Origin of the sequence: Mucilaginibacter sp. UYP27, from assembly GCF_040547175.1 — a bacterium.
Taxonomy (GTDB): Bacteria; Bacteroidota; Bacteroidia; order Sphingobacteriales; family Sphingobacteriaceae; genus Mucilaginibacter.
Genome location: NZ_JBEPPE010000003.1, coordinates 65,986 through 88,978 on the forward strand (window position 1 = coordinate 65,986; position 22,993 = coordinate 88,978).

General features: G+C 42.4%; 21 protein-coding genes. 16 read left to right on the plus strand and 5 right to left on the minus strand.

Going from position 1 to position 22,993, the window contains the following annotated elements:
• Nucleotides 1-1,401 carry an FAD-binding oxidoreductase gene (locus tag ABIB39_RS11925; protein WP_354430238.1) on the plus strand — a complete coding sequence of 467 codons (1,401 nt, stop codon included), beginning with the start codon at nt 1-3 and terminating at the stop codon, nt 1,399-1,401.
• Between the two features lie 164 nt (nt 1,402-1,565).
• Here ABIB39_RS11925 and ABIB39_RS11930 read toward each other — a convergent pair whose 3' ends face one another.
• On the minus strand, nt 1,566-2,012 hold the full coding sequence (locus tag ABIB39_RS11930) for an acyl-CoA thioesterase (protein WP_354430240.1): 447 nt from the start codon (nt 2,010-2,012) through the stop codon (nt 1,566-1,568).
• A 135-nt stretch (nt 2,013-2,147) separates the two neighbouring features.
• On the opposite strand from ABIB39_RS11930, the gene ABIB39_RS11935 reads away from it, so the two are divergent.
• Together ABIB39_RS11935 and ABIB39_RS11940 are read left to right on the plus strand one after the other, a co-directional pair.
• Nucleotides 2,148-2,585: an Hsp20/alpha crystallin family protein gene (locus ABIB39_RS11935; protein WP_354430242.1), complete on the plus strand. Its 438-nt coding sequence runs from the start codon at nt 2,148-2,150 to the stop codon at nt 2,583-2,585.
• A gap of 165 nt (nt 2,586-2,750) precedes the next feature.
• A complete protein-coding gene (locus tag ABIB39_RS11940) occupies nt 2,751-3,467 on the plus strand; it encodes a hypothetical protein (protein WP_354430244.1) in 717 nt (238 codons plus the stop codon).
• 63 nt (nt 3,468-3,530) lie between these two features.
• On the opposite strand, the gene ABIB39_RS11945 is transcribed toward ABIB39_RS11940, so the two are convergent.
• The gene (locus ABIB39_RS11945; RefSeq protein ID WP_354430246.1) at nt 3,531-4,022 is read right to left on the minus strand and encodes a YajQ family cyclic di-GMP-binding protein; all 492 of its coding nucleotides are present in this window, start codon (nt 4,020-4,022) and stop codon (nt 3,531-3,533) included.
• Between the two features lie 157 nt (nt 4,023-4,179).
• On the opposite strand from ABIB39_RS11945, the gene ppk1 reads away from it, so the two are divergent.
• From ppk1 to ABIB39_RS11990, 9 genes are all read left to right on the plus strand, one after another.
• Nucleotides 4,180-6,231: a polyphosphate kinase 1 gene (gene ppk1, locus ABIB39_RS11950; protein ID WP_354430248.1), complete on the plus strand. Its 2,052-nt coding sequence runs from the start codon at nt 4,180-4,182 to the stop codon at nt 6,229-6,231.
• Entirely contained in the window at nt 6,228-7,115 is an 888-nt protein-coding gene (locus tag ABIB39_RS11955) for a Ppx/GppA phosphatase family protein (protein WP_354430250.1), read from the plus strand. The genes ppk1 and ABIB39_RS11955 overlap by 4 nt, the downstream gene beginning before the upstream one ends.
• Before the next feature lie 161 nt (nt 7,116-7,276).
• Nucleotides 7,277-7,843, plus strand: a complete 567-nt coding sequence (locus tag ABIB39_RS11960) for a UbiX family flavin prenyltransferase (protein WP_354430252.1) — start codon at nt 7,277-7,279, stop codon at nt 7,841-7,843.
• A 249-nt stretch (nt 7,844-8,092) separates the two neighbouring features.
• Nucleotides 8,093-8,761, plus strand: a complete 669-nt coding sequence (locus ABIB39_RS11965) for a hypothetical protein (protein ID WP_354430254.1) — start codon at nt 8,093-8,095, stop codon at nt 8,759-8,761.
• A 158-nt stretch (nt 8,762-8,919) separates the two neighbouring features.
• Nucleotides 8,920-9,096, plus strand: a complete 177-nt coding sequence (locus ABIB39_RS11970; RefSeq protein ID WP_354430256.1) for a hypothetical protein — start codon at nt 8,920-8,922, stop codon at nt 9,094-9,096.
• The gene (locus ABIB39_RS11975) at nt 9,054-9,410 is read left to right on the plus strand and encodes a DUF6265 family protein (RefSeq protein ID WP_354430258.1); all 357 of its coding nucleotides are present in this window, start codon (nt 9,054-9,056) and stop codon (nt 9,408-9,410) included. The genes ABIB39_RS11970 and ABIB39_RS11975 overlap by 43 nt, the downstream gene beginning before the upstream one ends.
• A gap of 436 nt (nt 9,411-9,846) precedes the next feature.
• Nucleotides 9,847-11,166 carry a tRNA (N(6)-L-threonylcarbamoyladenosine(37)-C(2))-methylthiotransferase MtaB gene (gene mtaB, locus ABIB39_RS11980; protein ID WP_354430260.1) on the plus strand — a complete coding sequence of 440 codons (1,320 nt, stop codon included), beginning with the start codon at nt 9,847-9,849 and terminating at the stop codon, nt 11,164-11,166.
• Nucleotides 11,167-11,199: 33 nt separating this feature from the next.
• Entirely contained in the window at nt 11,200-12,378 is a 1,179-nt protein-coding gene (locus ABIB39_RS11985; RefSeq protein WP_354430262.1) for a prolipoprotein diacylglyceryl transferase, read from the plus strand.
• 25 nt (nt 12,379-12,403) lie between these two features.
• Nucleotides 12,404-13,198, plus strand: coding sequence for an inositol monophosphatase family protein (locus ABIB39_RS11990; RefSeq protein WP_354430264.1), 795 nt, complete (start codon nt 12,404-12,406; stop codon nt 13,196-13,198).
• 304 nt (nt 13,199-13,502) lie between these two features.
• Here ABIB39_RS11990 and ABIB39_RS11995 read toward each other — a convergent pair whose 3' ends face one another.
• Together ABIB39_RS11995 and purB are read right to left on the minus strand one after the other, a co-directional pair.
• On the minus strand, nt 13,503-14,057 hold the full coding sequence (locus ABIB39_RS11995) for a NifU family protein (RefSeq protein ID WP_354430266.1): 555 nt from the start codon (nt 14,055-14,057) through the stop codon (nt 13,503-13,505).
• 195 nt (nt 14,058-14,252) lie between these two features.
• Nucleotides 14,253-15,599 carry an adenylosuccinate lyase gene (purB, locus tag ABIB39_RS12000; RefSeq protein WP_354430268.1) on the minus strand — a complete coding sequence of 449 codons (1,347 nt, stop codon included), beginning with the start codon at nt 15,597-15,599 and terminating at the stop codon, nt 14,253-14,255.
• A 115-nt stretch (nt 15,600-15,714) separates the two neighbouring features.
• Between purB and ABIB39_RS12005 the strand changes: the two genes are divergently transcribed.
• The 4 genes from ABIB39_RS12005 to ABIB39_RS12020 all read left to right on the plus strand — a co-directional run bounded on the left by ABIB39_RS12005 (nt 15,715) and on the right by ABIB39_RS12020 (nt 22,360).
• Nucleotides 15,715-16,341, plus strand: a complete 627-nt coding sequence (locus ABIB39_RS12005; RefSeq protein WP_354430270.1) for a TetR/AcrR family transcriptional regulator — start codon at nt 15,715-15,717, stop codon at nt 16,339-16,341.
• 101 nt (nt 16,342-16,442) lie between these two features.
• Nucleotides 16,443-17,777, plus strand: a complete 1,335-nt coding sequence (locus ABIB39_RS12010; protein ID WP_354430272.1) for a TolC family protein — start codon at nt 16,443-16,445, stop codon at nt 17,775-17,777.
• A 34-nt stretch (nt 17,778-17,811) separates the two neighbouring features.
• The gene (locus ABIB39_RS12015; protein WP_354430274.1) at nt 17,812-18,909 is read left to right on the plus strand and encodes an efflux RND transporter periplasmic adaptor subunit; all 1,098 of its coding nucleotides are present in this window, start codon (nt 17,812-17,814) and stop codon (nt 18,907-18,909) included.
• A 31-nt stretch (nt 18,910-18,940) separates the two neighbouring features.
• On the plus strand, nt 18,941-22,360 hold the full coding sequence (locus tag ABIB39_RS12020) for an efflux RND transporter permease subunit (RefSeq protein WP_354430276.1): 3,420 nt from the start codon (nt 18,941-18,943) through the stop codon (nt 22,358-22,360).
• Nucleotides 22,361-22,431: 71 nt separating this feature from the next.
• On the opposite strand, the gene ABIB39_RS12025 is transcribed toward ABIB39_RS12020, so the two are convergent.
• Nucleotides 22,432-22,968: a hypothetical protein gene (locus ABIB39_RS12025; RefSeq protein WP_354430278.1), complete on the minus strand. Its 537-nt coding sequence runs from the start codon at nt 22,966-22,968 to the stop codon at nt 22,432-22,434.
• Nucleotides 22,969-22,993: the final 25 nt, after the last annotated feature.

The window sequence follows — 22,993 nt, forward strand, 5'->3', positions numbered from 1 at the left end:
ATGAATTACAATAAAATTACAGCCGGGATACTAAGCCAGCTTACCGCTATAGCTGGCGATAACAATATACTCACTACCCAAGCCGAAATAGAGAATTATAGCCACGACGAAACCGAAGACCTGGTTTATTACCCCGAGGTTGTAGCTACGCCGGAAACCGTTGAGCAGGTTTCTTTTTTAATGAAGGTGTGTAACGAGAACGTGATTCCCGTTACGCCGCGTGGTGCAGGTACGGGCCTTGCCGGTGGCGCATTGGCCATAAACGGCGGGTTAATGATCTCGATGGAACGTTTCAATAACATCCTGGACATTGACGAGCAGAACCTGCAGGCGACCGTTGAGCCCGGCGTTATTACCGAAATATTTATAAACGCCGTTGCTGAAAAGGGCTTGCTTTACCCGGTAGACCCCGCCAGTAAAGGCAGCTGTTTTATTGGCGGCAATGTAGCCAATTGCAGTGGTGGCCCAAGGGTGGTAAAATATGGCACCATCCGCGAGTACGTGCTTAACCTCGAAGTTGTTTTGCCTAACGGAGATATCATCTGGACGGGCGCAAATACCCTTAAATATGCATCGGGCTATAACCTAACCCAATTGCTGATAGGCAGCGAAGGTACTTTAGGAATCGTTACCAAAATTGTTACCAAACTAATCCCAAAACCAACGCTTGACGCGTTAATGCTGGCATCATTCGCTACCAACGAGGATGCCTGCGCGGCGGTATCGGCGATATTCAGGGCGGGGGTAATACCATCGGCGGTAGAATTTATGGAACGCCGCGGCATGGAGTGGGTGATAGAACATGATGGCATCGCATTCGACCTTAAAGATGGGATAGGGGCTTTCCTGCTGATAGAGGCTGATGGTACCAACCAGGATGTGATATTTGCCGACTGCGAAAAGATAAATGAGGTTTTAGAGCAGCACAATTGCCAGGAGGTGCTGTTCGCAGATTCATCAGCACAAAAAGAAGAACTATGGCGTATCAGGCGTACCATGGCGGTATCGGTAAAATCAAATTCTATTTATAAGGAAGAAGATACCGTTGTACCCCGTGCCGCTTTGCCGCAACTGATAAAAGGCATCAAAGAAATAGGCGCTAAATATGGTTTCGAATCGGTTTGTTACGGCCATGCCGGCGATGGCAACCTGCATGTGAACATCGTGAAGGCCGGCATGAGCGATGCCGACTGGAATAGCAAACTAAAAGACGGTATTACCGAGGTGTTCGAACTAACAGTCGCCCTCGGAGGCACCCTGTCTGGTGAGCATGGCATAGGCCTGGTACAAAAGGATTACATGGCGTTGAAATACACACCAATGCATTTCGCGATCTGGAAAGGCATTAAACAAGTATTTGACCCTAACGGAATATTGAACCCGGGTAAAATTTTTAATTAAACGCGCAAATATAATATCCCTTCATTTGAGCGTAGCGCGGCAACCCTAAATAATAAAATCGGTTAACAAGCAAGTCGGTGATTCTCACTTTGCTATCGTTCTTCACAACGGCGCAGGGATAAATGTATCTGCACATTCGCACATCTGAATCTGCGCATTGGGTTTTAATTCGTATTCAATATTAACCTTGGCTCATCGTAATCTATCATTTTTTTGCGGCCGGCTTTATCTATCGCGATAGATTTATTGGTATCATAATCGTAACTGATGCATACCGTTTTGCAGGTTGTACAGATCTCTTCGCCCCTTTCGGTCACCTTAGCAAGCACGTGCATCACATCAAAGCTGCTGTTGCCAATTCTTACCACCCGTACGTAGCAAACCAGCTTATCGTCAATGGTAACTGGTTTTAAATAATGGATCTCTGACCGCCCCACTACTATACCTATTTCTTTCAGGTCCCAGTGGGCAACATCTCGCCAGTAGTTGAAACGGGCTACTTCAAAATAGGTGAGGTATACCGCATTGTTTACATGGCCGCGCGCATCTATATCCGAAAAGCGAATGGCTATGTCGGTTTTATACTTGTAATCTGTTAATTTTTCAGCCATTGTAAGACATTTTGTCGCTAATAAATAAATATGTAAGACATTTTGTCTTGCAATAATCGCTTAATACTTGTTGGTATAACAGTTGATTGATTGGTTACGAAGTTAACAAAAACAAAAACTTAATTAAATAAGACCATGACATTAGTAAAATTTAACAACGGACTAAAAAATAACGCGCATCCTTTCTTTAACGACGTTTTCGATTCTTTATTGAACGATTCGTTCATCAGCGATAAATTAGTTGCACGCGTACCTGCTGTGAACATCGCCGAAAATGATAATGAGTTCCATATCGAATTAGCGGTACCGGGCCTAAAGAAGGAAGATTTTAAGATCAACCTGGATAAAAATATTCTTACCGTATCTGCCGAAAAGAAAGCGGAAGCAAACGCCGAAGCTAAAAAATACAGCAAGCGCGAATACAGTTACAACTCATTCGTAAGGTCGTTCACCTTGCCTGAGTCTGTTGACCATTCAAAAATTGAAGCAGATTATGCAGACGGCATCTTAAGATTAACCGTAGCAAAAAGAGAAGAAGCTAAATTTCAAACAAGAGAAATAGCGATCAAATAAGTTTAAAGTAAAAAGTGTAAAATAACACAAAGAGTGTTTTCATAAGTTGGTTTAGTAAAAGGCCGCTCTGTAAAAAGAAGCGGCCTTTTGATTTTAGGGTGTTTTTATAAACTTTTGTGTGTTACAAAGTGTTTATTCAGATAGTTACCATTCAAAATCCCCAGTATGGATCAGCAACTATTAAAACAGATCAGATTTTTAAAGTATTACTCGGCAGCGTTAACATTAGTTGTAATTACCGGCTTCTGCTTCGCATTTACAACAGCAAATAAAAAACCAAGGTTTAAAGAGATAGATGTAGAACGCATAAACGTTGTAGAGAAAAGCGGCAAGCTAAAAATGGTGATCAGTAACGATGAGTTGCAGCACCCCGGTATAATAGATGGCAAACCGTTACCCAAACGCGGGCGTTCTGCAGGGATCGTTTTTTTTAATACCGATGGCGACGAGTGTGGCGGTTTATTGTATGACGGAACTAAAAAATCTGCAGGGTTGGTGTTATCGGTAGATAAGTATAAAAATGACCAGATCATGCAGCTGCAATATAACGATGATGGTAGCACCGGAAAACCAAGAACCAGCTATGGCTTAAAACTATGGGACAGGCCCGCTAACTTTACCGTGGGGCAGCAGATGGCTAAGTATGATTCGTTATTAAAAACAAAGGATAAGCAAATTTTGGAGGATGGGCTGCAAAAAATGCGGCAACAAGGCTTATTGGGTTATGGCAGGCTTTTTATTGGTAAAAATCAACAGAACGAGGTAGGGCTTTTTATAAAGGATAAGCAAGGTAAACCACGCATTAACCTATATGTTGATGATAATAATCGGGTTATTATGCAAGCCTTAAATGAAAAGGGGGACATAGTCCCCTTCAAATAAGTCCTTTTGCATTTAGACGGCAATTTCTTCTCCGTATGCAAAGGTGAGGATTGGGAAGAGGCCCTAGTTCCTCATATTAATATATTGCAGCGGCTGGCCAAAATCTTCGGTGCGGCACAGGCTAATAACATCTTGCAAATCGTCTATCTTTTTGGCGGTAACGCGTACCTGGTCGTCCATTATGGCGGCTTGTACTTTAAGGCCGCTGTCTTTGATTTTTTTGACAACTTTTTTGGCGGCTTCTTTATCAAGGCCTTCCTTTATCTTAATTTCCTTGCGGATCATGCTGCCCGATGCGTACTGCTCTTTACCAAAATCAAGCGCTTTTGAATCCAGGCCTTGCTTGATCATGCGGCTGATGATGGCATCTGTAATCGCTTTAAGGCGCATATCATCCTCGGTAACGATGGTAATTTCGTTGGTTTTTTTATCCAGATCGATAGTGCTTTTAGATCCGTTAAAGTCGTAACGGTTCAATATTTCCTTTTTGGCTACGTTTATGGCGTTGTCTAAAGTTTGTCCGTCAATCTTGCTTACTATATCAAATGAAGGCATAATAATGGTTTTGTTATCGCTGCAAAGCTAAGTAACATTTGCATACGCAGCATATTATTGCCGCGGATTATTAAATTTAATATTGAAAACATCTACTTATGCAGATAAGTTAATATTAACTTAACAAATAAATGAGCAGTTTTGTTGCTATCACAGTATGGATACTAAGAACATTCCGTTAATAAATAGAGAGATAAGCTGGTTATACTTTAACGACAGGGTTTTACAGGAAGCTGCCGACCCTACCGTGCCGCTTATTGAGAGGATAAAGTTCCTGGCCATATTTTCATCAAACCTCGATGAATTTTACCGTGTTAGGGTAGCCACTTTAACCCGTTTAGCCAACCTGAACGAAAAGGCTAAGGAGATACTGGGCTATAACCCAAAAAAGATCCTCGGTCAAATAAAAACCACCGTTGTAAAGCAGGAAAGAAAATTCAACAACCTTTACGAGAACATTATTGTAAAGCAGCTTGCCGAAGAAAAGATCTTTATCCTGAACGATAAACAACTGAATGTTACCCGTGGCGAGTTTGTGAAAAGCTTTTTCAGGGATAAACTGTTATCTACGTTGGTGCCCATCATGCTGGATGACAGCCTGCCGCTGCCCGAACTGCGCGACCGTGCCATCTACTTTTTTGTAAGGCTTACCAAAAATAAAAAATCGCGCTACGCGCTTATCGAGTTCCCGGATAACCTTTCGAGGTTTTTGGTACTGCCGGAAACCAATAACCTAAAGTTTATTATCCTTTTGGATGATATTATCCGCTATAGTTTAGAGGACATCTTCTTCATTTTCGACCATGATTCGATAGAAGCATACTCGCTACAGCTAACCCGCGATGCCGAGCTTGACCTGGATAAGGAAGTAAGCGTTAAGTTTGTGGATGCCCTGAGCAAAAGCCTGCTTAAACGCCGCAAAGGCAAGCCGATGCGTTTATTGTATGATAGCGAAATGCCGCTGGATATGGTAAACTACCTGGTCAAGAAAATGAAACTGGATAAGGGCAGCCTTATCCCCGGTAACCGCTACCATAATTTTAAAAATTTCATCTCGTTCCCCAACGTTGGCCGGCCCGACCTGGAGTATAAAAAGAACGCCGCATTGCCCGTTCCCGATCTTTCCTTTGGGAAGAGTTTGATGGGGATGATCGCCAAAAAGGATTTCCTGATCAGCACGCCATATCAATCGTTCGATTATGTGATCCACTTTTTGCGCGAGGCCGCTATCGATCCAAAAGTTAAAGAGATCAGCATAACGGTTTATCGTTTGGCCGAGAACTCAAAGATAGTTCATGCCCTTATAAACGCTGCAAAAAACGGTAAAAAGGTAACCTGTTTGGTAGAGCTGCGCGCCCGTTTTGATGAACAGAACAATATCTACTGGAGCAACAAGCTGGAAGAAGAAGGCGTGAATGTGCTTTACGGAATAGACGGTTATAAGGTACACTCAAAAATCTGCCTCGTTACCCGCATGGAAAAAGGCAAACCTTTCCACTACGCTTGTTTATCTACGGGTAACTTTAATGAGAAAACGGCCAGCATCTACGCCGATCATACGATACTTACAGCCGATAAAAAGATAACCACCGACCTGGTGGCTATCTTCAAATCACTAAGCAGAAATGTATTGCCAAAAGGTTTAAAAACACTTATGGTATCGCCTATAGATTCGCGCATGGCTATTTATAAGTTGATAGATAATGAGGTAAGGTTTGCCAAAGCAGGTAAAGAAGCCTACATGATTTTCAAGATGAACAGCCTTGCAGATGAACAGCTGATAAATAAACTTTACCAGGCCAGCACTGCAGGGGTAAGTATAAAACTTATTGTGCGTGGTATGTGCTGTTTAATACCGGGTGTAAAGGGCTTTAGCGAGAACATCGAAGTGATAAGCATTGTGGATAAATACCTGGAGCACGCCCGTGTACATATTTACGGCAACGGCGGCAAGGAACTCGTTTACCTTACAAGCGCCGATTTTATGACCCGTAATATTGATAACCGTGTAGAGGTTGGCTTCCCGGTGTCGGATGATGATCTGCGCCGCGAGGTGAGGGATATTATCGAGATACAGTTACAGGATAACACCAAAGCGCGCGATATAAGCGGGAACGCAGTTAACAGGTACCACAAAACAAAATCGGAGGTACTAACGCGCGCCCAGATAGACATTTACACCTACCTAAAAAATAAAAACACAAATTGAGATACGCAGCCATAGATGTTGGGTCTAACGCCGTCAGGATGCTGATCGCGGAGATCATCGAGAATAACGAATCGATATCCTTCAAAAAAATTACGCTGATCCGCGTACCCGTAAGGCTTGGGGACGATGCCTTTTTAAACAAAGAAATTTCTGAAAAGAAAACCATCGACCTGATCAAATCTATGCAGGCTTTCCGCAACCTGATGGATGTTTACCGGGTAACCGATTATATGGCCTGTGCCACATCCGCCATGCGCGAAGCCGTGAACGGGCAGGCAGTAGCCGATAAAATTATGGCCGAGGCAGGCATCAACCTGCAAATTGTACACGGCGAAAGCGAAGCCAAGATCATTTACAACAGCCACGCCGAGATCAACATAGATAAAAGCAAAAACTACTTGTACATTGATGTGGGTGGTGGCAGTACCGAATTGTCGTTATTCAGCGATGGACATATCTTAGCATCTCAATCATTTAACCTGGGTACCATCCGCATCCTGGATAACCAGGACAAGGACGAAACCTGGACAGAGATGAAGGATTTTATCCGTGAGCATACCAAGGGCTTAAAAAATATTTATGGCATTGGTACAGGTGGTAACATCAACAAACTTTACAAATTATCGCAGGAAAAAGACGGCGCAGCGTTAAGTTATCTAAAACTTAGGGCACTGTACAATTACCTGGATAGTTTTTCGCTGAAAGACCGTATAAATGTTTTGGGATTGAACCATGATAGGGCAGACGTTATTATCCCGGCCTGCGAGATTTATCTTACCGTGTTAAAATGCGCCAATATCAAGAGCATTTATGTGCCTACAGTGGGTATGGTAGACGGGATTATCCAAACTTTAATTGAAAAGAATTATCCCTCAGTACATTAAATTTATTTTAAGAAATTGTTTAATAAATAAGAAACTGTTATTATATTTGTGATGCCCGCTCAAAGGGCATGTTTTTCATAGGTAGATGTAGGGTCGGGTACGAGTTATTCGACCCTTTTTTGTGCCTGTAACTTTTCTTCCGTTTATTTGTACCATATATCATGATTAAGAAGAAAATTGTTGTCGCGGTTACCGGTGCAAGCGGTTCTATTTACGCCAAGTTACTGCTCGATAAATTACAGCTGCTACAAAACCAGGTAGCCGAGGTTGCCATTGTAATGAGCGACAATGCCAAACAGGTTTGGGAGTTTGAGCTGGATGATAAAGCCCACGGCAACTACCCCTTTAAATATTACACCAAAAACGATTTTATGGCGCCCTTTGCATCGGGCTCGGCCAGGTTTGATACCATGGTGGTAGTGCCATGCTCTATGGGTACACTGGGCCGCATAGCCTCCGGCGTATCCGACGACCTTATAACCCGCGCTGCCGATGTAATACTAAAAGAGCGCCGACGGCTGATACTTGTTGCGAGGGACACCCCTTTAAACCTCATCCACATCCGCAATATGCAAACCGTTACCGAAGCCGGCGGTATCATTTGCCCCGCCATCCCATCGTACTACAGCAAACCCAAAACCATCGAAGAACTTGCCATGACGGTTGTAAACCGTGTGATAGACCTGATCGGTTTGGAAAACGAAAGCTACAGGTGGGAGGGGATATAATTATTTAGTTATTAGAATTGCCTAATTGTTGGATTGTTTTATTGCTTCATGGTGAGGCTATCGAACCACGCCCGCCGTTGTTGGTGTCGTATCGCCATTGTTTGTGTTGTCACCAACAATATTTAGGACAGTTTTGAAATGGAATGCTATAATGCATAGCAGCTTGTTGGTGACAACACCAACAAGCGCGAAGAAAATAGATTATTTATCTTCTGCAGCAATATTAATGTATCGAAAGATTAAACTTATATGAAGAAATTTATAGTTTTCTGCTTGTTGTTTTTTATAGTTACATGCGCTTCTGCGCAAAAGGTTTGTAATTGCAGCGCTAATAAAAATTGGTCTGAGGGTATCAGTTGTAAGGATATTATTCTAAAAAACAAATCGAAATTATATTGGCAATTCAACTGTGACTCATCTTGGCTTACATTTCAAAACAAGCTTGGGGAAAAGAAAATTATATATTCTTTGGAGTTAGTTGGGTATACAGGTCGCCTCGGCTATAGCTATGCAACTGAGTATAAGGCTGGATTTCTAATACAAAACAATTTAATTTCGGGTTGTTGCACTCCGCCTGAGTATATCTTGTATAGTAAAATGACAGGTAAAGAGATTATAAATTTGGGCCCGTTGATTTATTATAGCGTTCGCTATAACGATCCGTTAATAGTATCTTATAATACAGATGCTTTGGTTGTATACAATATCGAAACAAAAAAGCGAATGAAAATCGATTTACCTAAGGGAGTTGTCGCTTGGACTTTAAAGGCCGGTGAATTGCCAGAACCTGAATATTTATTTGATGCAAAACTCATCGGCAGCGTGCTAATAATTAAATATCGCTATTTAAAAATAAAAACTAAAGATACTTGGCTAAACACCATTGTGAAAATAGATCTCACAAAATACAAAAGTTAATTCAGCCAGTGTTTAAAGCCAGATTTTCAAAGTCAACCTGCCAATACACGATTTTCCCGCCGTTGTTGGTGTTGTAACCAACAAAATTAGCGCAGTTTTGAATTGAAATGCTCTAACGCAGCTTACAACACCAACAAGGGCGAAACAAATATATAGACATGAAAAAATCCTTATTATTCATCCTGTTCATTTCAGCAATAACCGGCTCCGCATCCGCGCAGCTCAAAAAAGCTTTCGTTAAAGACCTTGCCTTTATGGCCGGTACCTGGACGCTTAAACATGAGTGGGTGATATGGAAGAATTTTGGGGGCCGCCGATGGGCGACAACATCGTGAGCACCTTCCGCTGTGTAAAAGATGGAAAGATCGTGTTTTATGAATTTATGGCGATAGAACAATCTGAAGCCGGACCGGTCATGAAACTCCGCCATTTTAATAAAGGCAGCATAGGCTGGGAGGATAAAGATAAACCTTACCTGATGCCCGCTATAAAGATCTCTAAAAACGAAGTGACGTTTCAATCGCTTGATAAGTTAGTTTTGATTACCTATAAACGCATAGGCCCGCTAAAAATGGATTGCATTTTGGATGAGAAGGGTAAGGATGGGAAATGGAAGAAAGATGTATTCGCCTACAGGTTAAAGAAATAAAAAGGCTTTCATCTCGAACTATTGGCAAGGCCCTTAGGTTCGACAAGCTCAGACTGACAATTCCGCGTCATATCAATTCGCTATTTTATTCACCCGATCATTGCTTCGCCCGACCACCCTCTCTTCGCCTGCGGCGGAAAGAGGGTTAAGCCCCATTTTATTCTCACCCTCTTTGCGTAGCAGAGAGGGTCGCCAGCGAAGCGAAGCGCGGTGAGTAACCTATTCAACAAGTGGCCATGCAAGTCGGCTACTTACTTCAACAACAAGATTTATCGCCGTCGTGCATCCTCGTTAATCAAGTTCTATAATAGATCCTTCACTATCGTTCAGGACGACAAATTGGAAAGCCGCGCCACCCAATTTTACACCCCATTAACAACCAATCTCTAACCTGTAATCAACTAATCTCTAAAAATCTTATCTTTGCGCTTTGGAAATGAATAAGAAAGTCGCTTTTTATACGCTTGGTTGTAAACTGAATTACTCGGAGACCTCGTCTATTGGCCGCATGTTTAACAATGCCGGTTTCGATACGGTCGATTTTACGGATACGCCGGATGTGTATGTTGTAAACACCTGTTCGGTAACCGATAATGCGGATAAGAAGTGTAAAAAGATAGTTAAAGAGGCCCTAAGGATCAACCCTAACGCCTTTGTTACCATTGTAGGCTGCTACGCGCAGCTTAAACCAAAAGAGATAGCCGAGATCCCCGGCGTTGATATGGTTTTGGGCGCTGCCGAGAAGTTCCAGCTGGTAGATCATATTACCGACCTTACTAAAAATCCAAAAGCAGTCATTTTAAACCAGCCTGTTAGTCACGCTAACGAGTTTGTGCCCTCATACTCCTTTGGCGACCGTACCCGTACGTTTTTAAAAGTGCAGGATGGCTGCGATTATTCTTGTACGTTTTGCACCATACCGCTTGCCCGTGGCAGCAGCAGGAGCGATACCATCGAGAATGTAATTAAGCAGGCGCACGAAATAGCCGCATCCGGCGTTAAAGAAATCGTATTGACAGGGGTAAACCTTGGCGATTTCGGTATCCGCGAGGGTAAACGTGAAGACCGCTTCCTTGACCTTGTGATGGCGCTTGACGAGGTTGAAGGCATCGAACGCATCAGAATATCGTCTATAGAACCAAACCTGCTTAACGACCAGGTAATAGCCTTTGTGGTCACCTCAAAAAGGTTTGTGCCGCATTTCCATATCCCGCTGCAATCTGGCTCCGATAAAATTTTGGGGTTAATGCGCCGCAGGTACAAGAGAGAACTTTACGCTAATCGCGTAGCAAAAATAAAACAGCTAATGCCCGATTGTTGCATCGGTGTGGATGTTATAGTAGGCTTCCCCGGCGAAACCCGCGAGGATTTTGTGGATACCTACAATTTCCTGAATGATCTTGAGGTTTCTTACCTCCACGTGTTCACCTATTCGGAAAGGGAGAATACCCCGGCAGCCGAAATGAGTGGGGTAGTCCCCGGCTCTACCCGTGCCGACCGCAGTAAGATGCTGCACATCCTGTCTGACAAAAAACGCCGCGCCTTTTACGATACCCAGATAGGTAAAACCTACGAAGTGCTGTTTGAGGCCGATCTGAAAGATGGCATTATGCACGGTTTTACCAGGAATTACGTTAAGGTAAAAACCAAGTACGACCCTATACTGGTTAACGAATTACGTACCGTGCAATTAACAGCGATTTCACCGGATGGTGATGTTGAAATAACAGAAAGCGAAGAAATATTAGTTCATTAACTATTATATTCGCACCAAACTTAGCATTTACCAATGTTTCCAAATCTCTATTACCTCATCCAATATTTTACCGGTGCCAATATTGAATTTTTCAAGATAGTACAAACGTTCGGTTTTTTTGTGGCGATAGCTTTTATGGCCGCATACTGGGCGTTTACGCAAGAATTTAAGAGAAGGGAACAACTTGGGTACATCCACCCGTTTGAGAAAACCATTACCATTGGCGCTCAAATTTCCTGGGTAGAATTACTAAGCAACGGCGTTTTTGGCTTTGTGCTTTTCTACAAATTGGTGTATGCGGCCATGCACTTTGCTGAACTTACCGATAACACCCAAACGGTGCTATTATCAACCAACGGCAACTGGCCAGCAGGCATTTTGGGCGCGATTATCTTCGCGTACTGGGCTTATTACGAAAACAAAAAACAGGTATTACCAAAACCCGAGCAACGCCGCGTAACTGTGCATACGCACGAGTTAATGGGCAGCATATTGCTGTGGGCGGCTATTTGCGGCTTTGCAGGCGCCAAACTATTTAATGCCTTAGAGAACTGGGGCGATTTTATGCACGACCCTGTAGGCATGCTGGTAGGCTTTAGCGGCTTAACTTTTTACGGTGGCTTGATTTGCGGTGGCGCGGCCGTACTTTACATTGCGGGCCAGCACAAAATAAAACCGTTAACCATGCTGGATATTGGCGGGCCGGGTATGATGCTGGCTTATGGCGTTGGGCGTGTTGGCTGCCAAATGAGCGGCGACGGCGATTGGGGCATCCCCAACCTGAACCCAAAACCAAGCTTTTTAAGCTGGGCGCCGGATTGGATGTGGAGTTTTAAATTCCCGCATAACGTGGATATGAGCGACCGTGACAATATTATCCCTAACTGCGTTGGCAGGTTTTGTAACGAGTTGAAATTACCGGTATATCCAACCTCGTTTTATGAGTCGGTAATATGCATATTGCTGTTCCTGGTACTATGGCAATTGCGCCATAAATTTAAAGCACCGGGCGTATTGTTTGGTGTGTACATGATCATGGCAGGTGTAGAGCGTTTTTGCATCGAGTTGATTCGTGTAAATACCAAGTATGTGGTTGCCGGTATCTCGTTCACCCAGGCAGAAATGATCTCGGTAGTGATGGTATTGGGCGGCGCGGCATTAGTTTACTTTGGCACCAGCAGATTCAAAAAAACGGGCGCTACCAACGCGTAATTTTCCATTCTAAATAAAGTACCAGATGCAGTTGAACCAAATAATAGGGCAGGTTATTGATGTATCTAAAGAGGCCGGCGCGTTTATCCGTACCGAGCGTAAAACCTTTAACGCTGATAAAATAGAGTATAAAGGCCTAAACGACCTGGTATCTTACGTGGATAAAACCGCCGAGCAAAAGATAGTTGCCGGGCTGGAACTGATACTGCCCGAGGCCGGTTTTATAACCGAAGAAAAAACAAGCACCAAAATAGGCGAACGTTACAATTGGATCATCGACCCGTTGGATGGCACCACCAACTTTATACATGGCTTGCCAACCTATTCGGTAAGTATTGCCCTGCAAGATGCCGAAGAGCTTGTATTAGGCGTAGTTTATGAAGTGAATCAGGACGAATGCTTTTATGCTCATAAAGATGCACCTGCGTACTTAAATGGTGCCGAAATAAAGGTAAGCAACAAACCAAGCATTGCCGATAGCCTGATAGCAACCGGTTTCCCATACTACGATTTTAGCTACCAGGAACGCTATATCAAACTCTTTACCGAACTGATGCGCAATTGCCACGGCCTGCGCCGAATAGGCTCTGCCGCTGTGGACCTGGCTTATACCGCCTGTGGCCGTTTCGAAGCTTTTTACGAGTATAACCTTAACCCCTGGGATATTGCCGCGGGCATTGTAATAGTACAACAAGCCGGGGGCGAAATAGTGAACTTTACGGGCGGTTCGGAAGTGCTGAAATCCCGCGAATTGCTGGCAACAAACGGTAAAATAACAGGCGGGATGCTGGAGTATTTGGAGAAGTATTTTAACATCTAAGAAAGCACAATTCCCTACTTATTATAGCCGTTAGCAGGTGTCTCACCCTGTACCACCCTGTCTCACTGTGGAACAGTCCCTTAAAATACTTAAGTAACTTATTACTAAATAAATAATCTTAAATTGTTAAATAAATGGTTTAAGTGAAATCAAACGTCTAAATTTTTCAAGTATCTAAATATCAGCACTTTAATAAGTGTCTCATTTGTTATGTCATAAATAGTGGGACACCTGCATTATTGCACAAAAAAGCCGATTGAATCTCAATCGGCTTTTTAATATCTAATCGATGTAATCCTAACGATTATAGCGCTTCAGAAACCACTTCGGTAACTTCAGGAACCATACGTTTGAGCAAGTTTTCAATCCCCGATTTAAGGGTTACGGTAGATGAAGGGCAACCACTGCATGAGCCACGAAGCTCAACGGTAACTACACCTTTTTCATCAAACGAACGGTAGGTGATAGCACCACCATCCTGCTCAACAGCCGGGCGTACGTAATCGTTCAATATCTGCTGGATCTTTATTTCGGTTTCGGTACCTTCAAAAGCAACATCGGTTTCCTGCTCAACTTCCTGCACTTTAAGTTCAGATTCAACAGCACCTTTCACAAACTCTTTTAATATCGGTTGGATATCGTCCCAGTCGCTGCCTTCAGTTTTAGTAACTGTTACAAAGTTGCTGGCAAAAAACACGCCGTTAACAAAACTGAATTTGTATAATTCCTTTGCAAATGGTGCTTTTTCGGCACTTTCCCTTGTAGCATAATCCACGCTTCCGTTGACAAGCAACTTGTTTACAATAAACTTCATTGTTGCCGGGTTGGGGGTGGCTTCGGTATATACGCTGATATTCATGGATGTTAAATTTAATATAGTAAACAAATGTAATCAGGTTTTTCATTTAAACACCCTCTAAAAAGTGATTTGACCTGTTGATGACTTAGCTTTCCACCACGTCATTGCGAGGTACGAAGCAATTTCTTTGCTCTACAGAGCGGCTCTGCCTAAGTAGAGATTGCTTCGTACCTCGCAATGACGCGTGTTTTTATACTATATCCCTGTATAATTCTGCGGTGTTATCGCTTTTATCTCGTTCTTTACGCTATCACTCACTTGTAAGCCATCTACAAACTCCGCAATAGTTCGGGCGTTAACCTGCGTATTAGTACGGGTAAGCTCTTTTAATGCCTCGTAAGGGTTTGGGTATGCCTCTCGGCGTAATATGGTTTGTATCGCCTCTGCAACAACAGCCCAATTAGCTTCCAGGCTGGCGTTTATGGCAACCTCGTTAAGCAGTAATTTATTCAGTCCTTTTACGGTAAATTTCATGGCGATCAGCGTATGCGCAACCGGCACACCTATATTACGAAGAACTGTAGAATCAGTAAGGTCGCGCTGCAAGCGGGAGATAGGTAGTTTAGCGGCCAGGTGTTCATATAAAGCGTTGGCAATACCAAGGTTACCCTCGCTGTTCTCAAAATCGATGGGGTTCACCTTATGCGGCATAGCCGAGGAACCTATTTCGCCGGCCTTTATTTTCTGTTTAAAGAAGTTCATAGATATGTAGGTCCACATATCGCGGTCAAGGTCGATCAGGATATTATTGATGCGTTTCAAGGCATCGCACTGTGCAGCAAAGTTATCGTAATGCTCTATCTGGGTGGTGTACTGCGAACGGTGCAAACCCAGTATGTCGTCTACAAAATGGTTCCCGAATGCTTTCCAATCTATCTGAGGATAGGCTACATGGTGTGCATTAAAATTACCTGTAGCACCGCCAAACTTTGCAGAGTATGGTACAGATTTTAAATGCACCAATTGTTTTTGCAAGCGCTCTACAAACACGCTGATCTCTTTACCCAAACGCGTAGGTGATGCAGGTTGGCCATGGGTATGGGCAAGCATCGGGATAGCATCCCAGTCATTAGCAAAACCTTTCAGTTGCTCAACCAAATTGGTTATCTCAGGGTAGTAAACTTCTGTTAATGCAAGTTTAAAAGTCAGCGGAATAGCGGTATTGTTGATATCCTGACTGGTTAAACCAAAGTGAATGAACTCTTTGTATTCCTCTAATCCACCCAAATCATCAAATTTTTTCTTGATGAAATATTCGACGGCCTTAACATCGTGGTTGGTCGTTTTCTCTATCTCTTTTATACTCTCGGCATCAGTTTCAGTAAAATTTCGGTAGATATCGCGTAACTTTTCGGTATAAGTTTTATCAAAAGTACTTAACTGGGGCAGCGGATGCTCGCAAAGTGCTATAAAATACTCTATCTCTATATAAACCCTATATTTAATAAGGGCGTATTCAGAAAAGTAAGCAGCTAATGGTGCTGTTGTATTACGGTATCGGCCGTCGATAGGGGAAATGGCGGTTAGGGAATTCAATTCCATTGAAAGGGTTTTTTTGCAAAGATATACAATTGTGGAAAATGAGTGATTGTCAGTTAGAAGTAATTTCAAACGGAAACTTTGAAATCTAAAAATGTTTCCTTAGTTTTGACTAATAATGTCAAACAGTCAAACAGATAGAATAATTTTAGGTGCCGAAGAACTGTTTTTAACAGGCGGCATCAAAAGCGTTACCATGGACGATATAGCCAGGCACTTGGGGATGTCAAAAAAAACCATCTATCATTCTTTTAGTGACAAGAATGAACTTGTAATTGCCCTGGTTGAAAAGAAATTGAAGGAAGACGAGTGCCAGATTGCTGTCATCATCAATACATCATCAAATGTGATAGAAGAAATGATCAATATGATGAAGTGTTCTGAAGAGATCTTTGGGCGGATAAATCCCATTGTAATTCACGATATGCAGAAATATCACCCGGATGCATGGGTAAAGTTCCAGGATTTTAAAGCCGATGTGATCATTAAAACATTGGAAGAATTGTTGATAAAAGGTATTGCACAGGGTTTTATCCGCGAAGATGTGGATGTAAAGATCTTAGCTAAGATGCGCGTTAACCAGGTAGAAATGGGCTTTAATACACTCATATTCCCGGTTTCGCAATTTAGCCCCTGGAAAGTTCAGTATCAATTGCTTGAGCATTTCAACTACGGTATATGTACATTAAAGGGACACGAGTTACTGGATAAATATAAAACAGAACATCTTGAAAAAATAAATTAAGAGTTGAGCACTGCTGACATACCGCTGTCAATAAAAACATTTGCTTTGCCCCATAACAATAAAAAACAAACAATAATCTACCATATACACATCACTCACAAATGAAACGAATACTCACCCTACTATTACTACTAACGGCTGCCTCGCGTGGGTTCTCGCAAACGCAGCCGGCGCCGCAGGCGTACAGTTTTTCGGTACAGGAAGCTATTAACTATGCCTATGAACACCAGGATTCGGTTGTTAACGCCGGGCTTGATGTTGTTAGCGCTAATTATAAAGTTAAAGAAACCATTTCACAAGGCTTGCCACAATTAGCCGGTGCGGTAACTTTTCAGGATTACTTAAAAATCCCCAAGATTTTATTCCCTGATGGTAAAGGCGGGTTTCAATCTGTAAGTATCTATCAAAAGTACAGCAATAACGCGGGTCTTACCCTAAATCAACTACTTTTTGACGGAAGTTACCTTGTTGGATTAAAAGCCAGGAGCACATATAAAGAACTTTATAACCGTAGCTTGGTAAGATCAAAAATACAGGCTAACGTAAATGTAACCAAGGCCTATTACCAGGTGCTTGTTAGCGATGAACAGGTAAAGTTACTTGACGCTAATATAAACCAGTTAAAGCAACAACTTGACCAAACGGTAGCTCAAAACAAACAGGGTTTTGTAGAAAAAATTGATGTTGACAGGATAACGGTTCAATACAACAATTTAACTACAACAAAAGAAAACACCATTAGGTTGCTTGCATTAAATTACGCTTTATTAAAATTCCAGATGGGGATGCCTATAGAGTATGAACTTACTTTAAGGGACAAATTAGCTGATATTAATCTGAACAGTAACGTATCTGATATTGCAAATACCGATACCACGGTTTATCGTAACCGTATCGAATATGGTTTATTAGAAACTAATTTGAAGCTAAGCCAGTATGATGTTAAACGTAAAAAGTCGGCGTATTTGCCATCATTGGCATTTAACGCGAATACGGCCATACTATTTCAAAACAATAGCTTTAGCCAGTTATATAACATGAATTTCCCGTCAACCTATATCGGCTTAAGTTTAAATATTCCCATTTACAGCGGTGGTTTACGTTCAAGCCAGCTAAAGCAATCGCAAATAGTTGTGTTAAAAAATCAAAATGATCTTATTAATGCCAAAAATGGCCTTGCATTACAAGCCAGCCAGGCAAGAATAGTTTACTATAATGGCCTGCAATCTTTAAACAATCAAAAACGTAACCAGGAACTGGCACGCGAGGTGCTCAGGGTATCTAAGATCAAATACCAGCAGGGGGTAGGCTCAAGTATAGAGGTCACCCAGGCACAAACAGCTTTAGAAGATGCTGATAATAAGTATATACAAGGCCTTTACGATGCTTTAGTTAGCAAGGTAGATCTTGATCACGCTTACGGCCGAATCCAATAAAACATACTCAAACTACACATATACAATCACTCAAATGAAAAAATTAATATACATATCGGCATTGTTGTTACTGGCAGCGTGCTCAAGCAAACCAAAAGATAAAAAAGCAGAACTTGCTGATCTGCAAAAACAACAATCTGAAATTAACGCTAAAATAACCAAGCTACAATCTGAAGTTGGCGATTCTACCAAAGCTATTGAAGTTGGTGTTGCCGAAGTTAAAACCGGCGCGTTTACCAACTATGTACAAATACAAGGTAAGATCGACGCGCAGGATAACATTACGGCTTATCCGCAATCCCCAGGTACTATTACAGCAATTTACGTAAAACCGGGCCAGCATGTTAGCAAAGGCCAGTTGCTTGTACAGTTAGACAACAGTGTATTGCAGCAAAACATCGCGCAATCGCAAGCGCAGATCGATCTTAACCAGCAGTTATACAACCGTCAGAAAAACCTTTGGGATCAAAAAATTGGTACCGAAGTGCAGTTTTTACAAGCGCAAACTACTTTGCAGGCAAGTAAAAAAGGCTTATCAGGCTTGCGTTCACAAGCTAACTTATACCGTATTGTGTCGCCAATAAGTGGCACCATCGACCAAATGGACCTTAAACTTGGGCAGGTTGCACAACCGGGCACAAATGGCATTCGCATTGTAAATGCCGATATGCTAAAAGTAAAGGCTGATGTTCCGGAAAGCTATGCAGGTAGTGTAGGTACAGGTAACGAAGTTTTGATTTTAGTACCAGATGCTAAAGACTCTTTAAAAACCAAGGTGACTTTTGCTGCTAAAGCTATAGACCCAACCTCACGGAGTTTCGCGGTTGAGATAAAATTACCGGTACGTAAAACGCTTCGCCCAAACATGACAGCTATTATCAAAATAGCCGATTATTCTAAACAAAATGCTGTTATAATACCTGTTAAGGCTATCCAGAAAGCAGAAGACGGCGATTACGTTTTTGTAAACGAAAATGGCATCGCTAAACGCAAAACGATTAAAGTAGGTATAACTTACGGTGGCCAGTCAGAAATATTATCTGGTTTAAAGGCTGGGGAACAACTGGTTACCGAAGGTGCTGCCGATATTGAAGACGGCGACAAAGTAAAAGTGTTACAATCTGCGATCTAATTTAACAACCACACACTGATCTACTAAATATATGAAAGATCTTAAAAAAGAATTTGGCCCCTCAAGTTGGGCCATTGATAACAAAACCGCTATATACGTACTCATATTTATGATCACGGTACTGGGTTTGGTTAGCTACAACAACCTGCCGAAAGAAAACTTCCCGGATATCGCTGTACCAAAAATTTTCATCACCACACAGTTTTTGGGCCAGTCACCACAAAATGTTGAGAATTTGGTTACCAGGCAACTGGAGAAAAAGCTTAAATCGCTTAAAGGTTTAAAAAAGGTTACCTCAAACTCCGTACAAAACGTATCTATAATTACAGCTGAATTTAACGCCAACGTTAAAACAAAGGATGCTAAAATAGATGTAAAAGATGCGGTTGATAAAGCCAAACAGGATTTGCCGCAAAACGATAACAACTTTAAAGAGCCTGTTATATCTGATGTTAACGTTGCCGATCTGCCGATCCTTTACATTAATATATCAGGGGATTATGACCTGAAACGATTAAAGGAATATGCCGACATTTTAAAGGATGAGATAGAAAGCTATAAAGAGATCTCGAAAGTGGATGAAGTTGGTGCCTTAACGCCCGAGATACAGGTGAATGTCGACATGAATAAAATGGCAGCAGCACAAATAAGCTTCAATGACATTACTCAGGCTATCGGTAACGAAAACATACTTTCATCAGCCGGTACCATTAAAACCGATGGGGTACGCCGCAGTGTGGATATCAAACAGGATTTTAAAAATGCCGACCAGGTAGCTGCAATGGCTATCCGTAACCCTAAGGGGCAGGCAGTTTACCTGCGCGATATTGCCGAGATAAAAGATGCTTTTTTAGAACAGGAGAGTTACGCGCGTTTAAAAACCCCAGAGCAATCTAAATTTAAAAATGTAATAACGCTTAACGTTAGTAAAAGAACAGGGGAGAACTTAATCGAGGCATCTGACAAGATAAACGCTTTGATCAAAGAGAAACAAAAAACATCGTTCCCTAAAGGTTTAAATGTTACCGTAACCGGCGATCAATCAGATAAAACACGTACTACGCTTAACGACCTTATCAATACCATCATTATTGGTTTTATACTGGTAACTGTTATCCTGATGTTTTTTATGGGTACTACCAACGCCATATTTGTGGCGCTATCGGTACCGTTATCCTGTTTTATCGCCTTTATTGTGATGCCATGGATAGGCTTTACGCTAAACATGATCGTGCTGTTCTCCTTCCTGCTCGCATTGGGTATTGTGGTGGATGATGCGATCGTTGTTATCGAGAACACGCACCGTATTTTCGCGAACGGTAAAGTACCCATTAAAGAGGCGGCTAAAATGGCTGCCGGCGAGGTATTCCTTCCGGTATTTTCCGGTACCATGACAACGCTTGCACCATTCGTACCGTTAGCATTCTGGAATAGTATTATTGGTGAGTTTATGTTCTTTTTGCCTATAACACTTATCATTACTTTGCTTGCATCATTGGTTGTAGCTTATATCATGAACCCGGTGTTCGCGGTAGACTTTATGGAAGCGCACCATCCTGGCGAACACGATAACCCTAAATTTGATAAAAAAACAAATCGCACTTTGCTTTACATGGCCGGCGCTGCCGTTGTGGGTTATTTGATCAACTTTGGTATAGGTAACCTGATTGTGCTGTTTATGGTATTGTACCTGTTAAACCACTTTGTATTGTTAAGGGTGATAGACAGGTTTCAGAATAACGCCTGGCCTAAGTTCCAAAATTGGTATGCCAAATGGCTGGAAAAAGCAGTACAAAGGCCAATAACCATGCTTGTAGGCACATTTGGGTTATTTGTTTTGTCTATTGTGCTACTAATGACTATCGGTAAAACACCGGAGTTTTTCCCATCCGGCGACCCTAACTTTGCCTATGTATATATAACTATGCCAATAGGTACCGACCAGGCTACGACAAACGAAATAACCAGGAAAATAGAAAAACGCGTTGCCGAAGTTGTTGAGCCTAATAAGGATATTGTATCGTCTATCATATCTAACGTAACCAAAGGCGTTACCGACCCGCAGGATGAAGATCAGGGAGATTATCAAAATAAGAGTAAGGTAACCGTAGCCTTTGTTGAATTTGGCGAGCGTGATGGTAAGGATACTAAAGAAGTTTTAGCAAAGATCCGTAAAGCTGTACAAGGTTTTCCGGGTGTTAAAATTGCAGTAGCGCAAGAGGCCAGTGGCCCGCCGGTACAAAAAGATATCAGCATAGAGATCATCGGTGACAACTTAGATTCGCTGGTAAAAACAGGCAGCCGTTTAAAAACCTACCTGGATAAGCAAAACATTGCCGGTATAGAAAACCTGGTTGCCGATGTGCAGAATGACAAGCCGGATATTGTTTTCGACATCGACCGCGAACGCGCAAACCGCGAGGGTATAACCAGCGCACAGGTAAACCAAAACTTAGGTACAGCAATATTCGGTGCAAAGGCAGCAGATTTCCGTAATACCAAAGAGGATGATTACCAGATAAAGGTTAGGGCGATGGAAGAGCAACGCAGTAATATTGATGAGTTGCGCAACTTGAAAATTACCTATCGCGATCTGGCAACAGGCGGCGCGATACGCCAGGTGCCTATTTCTGCCTTTACCGATATCCGTTATACCAATACCTTTAGTAACATTAAACGTAAACAACAGCGCAGGGTGCTTACATTAGGCTCAAGCGTTATTAAGCCTTATAATGCCAACGAGGTAAACGCCAATATTTTAAGGGCCGTAGGTAACTTTAAAAAGGACGAGAACATTACCATAAGGCAAGGTGGTGGCCAAGAAGACCAGATGGAAGCTGTGACGTTCCTTGGTGGTGCAATGGGAACTTCATTCGGGTTGATCCTGATCATCCTGATGATCCAGTTTAACTCGATAGGTAAAACGTTCATCATCATCAGCGAGATCTTCTTCAGTATCATCGGGGTGTTCCTTGGTGTAAGTATCTTCGGGATGACCATGGCCATTGTAATGACGGGTATAGGTATCATAGCCCTTGCGGGTGTAGTGGTACGTAACGGGATCTTGCTGGTAGAGTTTACCGATATGCTGATAGACCAGGGCGCAAACCTGCACGACGCAGTGGTAGAAGCCGGGCATACCCGTATGACGCCGGTATTATTAACTGCGACCGCAGCCATACTTGGTTTAATACCATTAGCCGTAGGTTTCAATATCGATTTTGTGGGCTTGTTCACTCACGGTGCGCCGCACATCCACTTCGGTGGTGATAACGTTGCCTTCTGGGGCCCGTTAGCGTGGACAATGATCTTCGGTCTTGGTTTCGCTACAATTATTACGTTGATACTTGTACCATGTATGTACATTATCCGCGTAAACATGAAAAACTATTTCTTCGGTGATAAAAAGAAGAAAGCCGAGAAACCAAAACTCGAAATAGCAGAGGCATAATTCAAATAAATTTATAAATACAAAGAGCCGCATAGTACAATTGTGCGGCTCTTTTTTATTGCAGATGTTTGTTATTTAAAACGCTGCTTTATGCCTTTTAAGGACGCCAAAATCTTACGTACTTTTCTTTCACGCCTGCTTCCGGCATCAAGTGCGTCATAAACCAGGCCTGCTGTTATAGCATAAATGCCATGGTGCAAAATATCAATGGCAATTTCCTGAGGTTTCTGCTGGTTTATTGGTTTAGAAGCATCATGCTTAGGCAGCATAACCAAAGCCGTGCCCCAAACCGCTCCAAAATGTACCAGTGAAGCTGAGAAACCTTTCAAGCCTGTAAGCCCAATTAAGCCACGTGCTACGCCCCAGGCAGTACCATAACTCCAGTGGATCTCTTGCGATAGTAGTTGCTTGTCCTCCTTGCTTGCAGGCTTAAACCCGGCTATATCTTCAGCAACTTTAAGTGTGGCGTCGCTGGGTTCGCGTTTGGTTATTTTCATTTCGATCATTTGCGATAATGTCATAGCGGCAGTTGCAACAACGCCGGCTATTAAGCCTTTGCCAATGGCAGCACCTATTGTGCCAGTTGGATTATCTTCGTGTAGTTTCATAGTTAGTTTAGTTTTGTTAAGAGAC

What these genes read in the sequence shown, in the direction of transcription:
- ppk1 (WP_354430248.1), top strand. Translation starts at nt 4,180, where the DNA reads ATGGATACTAAGAACATTCCGTTAATAAATAGAGAGATAAGCTGGTTA.
- ABIB39_RS11985 (WP_354430262.1), top strand. Translation starts at nt 11,200, where the DNA reads ATGTTTCCAAATCTCTATTACCTCATCCAATATTTTACCGGTGCCAAT.
- mtaB (WP_354430260.1), top strand. Translation starts at nt 9,847, where the DNA reads ATGAATAAGAAAGTCGCTTTTTATACGCTTGGTTGTAAACTGAATTAC.
- ABIB39_RS11965 (WP_354430254.1), top strand. Translation starts at nt 8,093, where the DNA reads ATGAAGAAATTTATAGTTTTCTGCTTGTTGTTTTTTATAGTTACATGC.
- ABIB39_RS11995 (WP_354430266.1), bottom strand. Translation starts at nt 14,057, where the DNA reads ATGAATATCAGCGTATATACCGAAGCCACCCCCAACCCGGCAACAATG.
- purB (WP_354430268.1), bottom strand. Translation starts at nt 15,599, where the DNA reads ATGGAATTGAATTCCCTAACCGCCATTTCCCCTATCGACGGCCGATAC.
- ABIB39_RS11930 (WP_354430240.1), bottom strand. Translation starts at nt 2,012, where the DNA reads ATGGCTGAAAAATTAACAGATTACAAGTATAAAACCGACATAGCCATT.
- ABIB39_RS11975 (WP_354430258.1), top strand. Translation starts at nt 9,054, where the DNA reads ATGGAAGAATTTTGGGGGCCGCCGATGGGCGACAACATCGTGAGCACC.
- ABIB39_RS12015 (WP_354430274.1), top strand. Translation starts at nt 17,812, where the DNA reads ATGAAAAAATTAATATACATATCGGCATTGTTGTTACTGGCAGCGTGC.
- ABIB39_RS11990 (WP_354430264.1), top strand. Translation starts at nt 12,404, where the DNA reads ATGCAGTTGAACCAAATAATAGGGCAGGTTATTGATGTATCTAAAGAG.
- ABIB39_RS12005 (WP_354430270.1), top strand. Translation starts at nt 15,715, where the DNA reads ATGTCAAACAGTCAAACAGATAGAATAATTTTAGGTGCCGAAGAACTG.
- ABIB39_RS11970 (WP_354430256.1), top strand. Translation starts at nt 8,920, where the DNA reads ATGAAAAAATCCTTATTATTCATCCTGTTCATTTCAGCAATAACCGGC.
- ABIB39_RS11935 (WP_354430242.1), top strand. Translation starts at nt 2,148, where the DNA reads ATGACATTAGTAAAATTTAACAACGGACTAAAAAATAACGCGCATCCT.
- ABIB39_RS12020 (WP_354430276.1), top strand. Translation starts at nt 18,941, where the DNA reads ATGAAAGATCTTAAAAAAGAATTTGGCCCCTCAAGTTGGGCCATTGAT.
- ABIB39_RS11940 (WP_354430244.1), top strand. Translation starts at nt 2,751, where the DNA reads ATGGATCAGCAACTATTAAAACAGATCAGATTTTTAAAGTATTACTCG.
- ABIB39_RS12025 (WP_354430278.1), bottom strand. Translation starts at nt 22,968, where the DNA reads ATGAAACTACACGAAGATAATCCAACTGGCACAATAGGTGCTGCCATT.
- ABIB39_RS11960 (WP_354430252.1), top strand. Translation starts at nt 7,277, where the DNA reads ATGATTAAGAAGAAAATTGTTGTCGCGGTTACCGGTGCAAGCGGTTCT.
- ABIB39_RS11945 (WP_354430246.1), bottom strand. Translation starts at nt 4,022, where the DNA reads ATGCCTTCATTTGATATAGTAAGCAAGATTGACGGACAAACTTTAGAC.
- ABIB39_RS12010 (WP_354430272.1), top strand. Translation starts at nt 16,443, where the DNA reads ATGAAACGAATACTCACCCTACTATTACTACTAACGGCTGCCTCGCGT.
- ABIB39_RS11925 (WP_354430238.1), top strand. Translation starts at nt 1, where the DNA reads ATGAATTACAATAAAATTACAGCCGGGATACTAAGCCAGCTTACCGCT.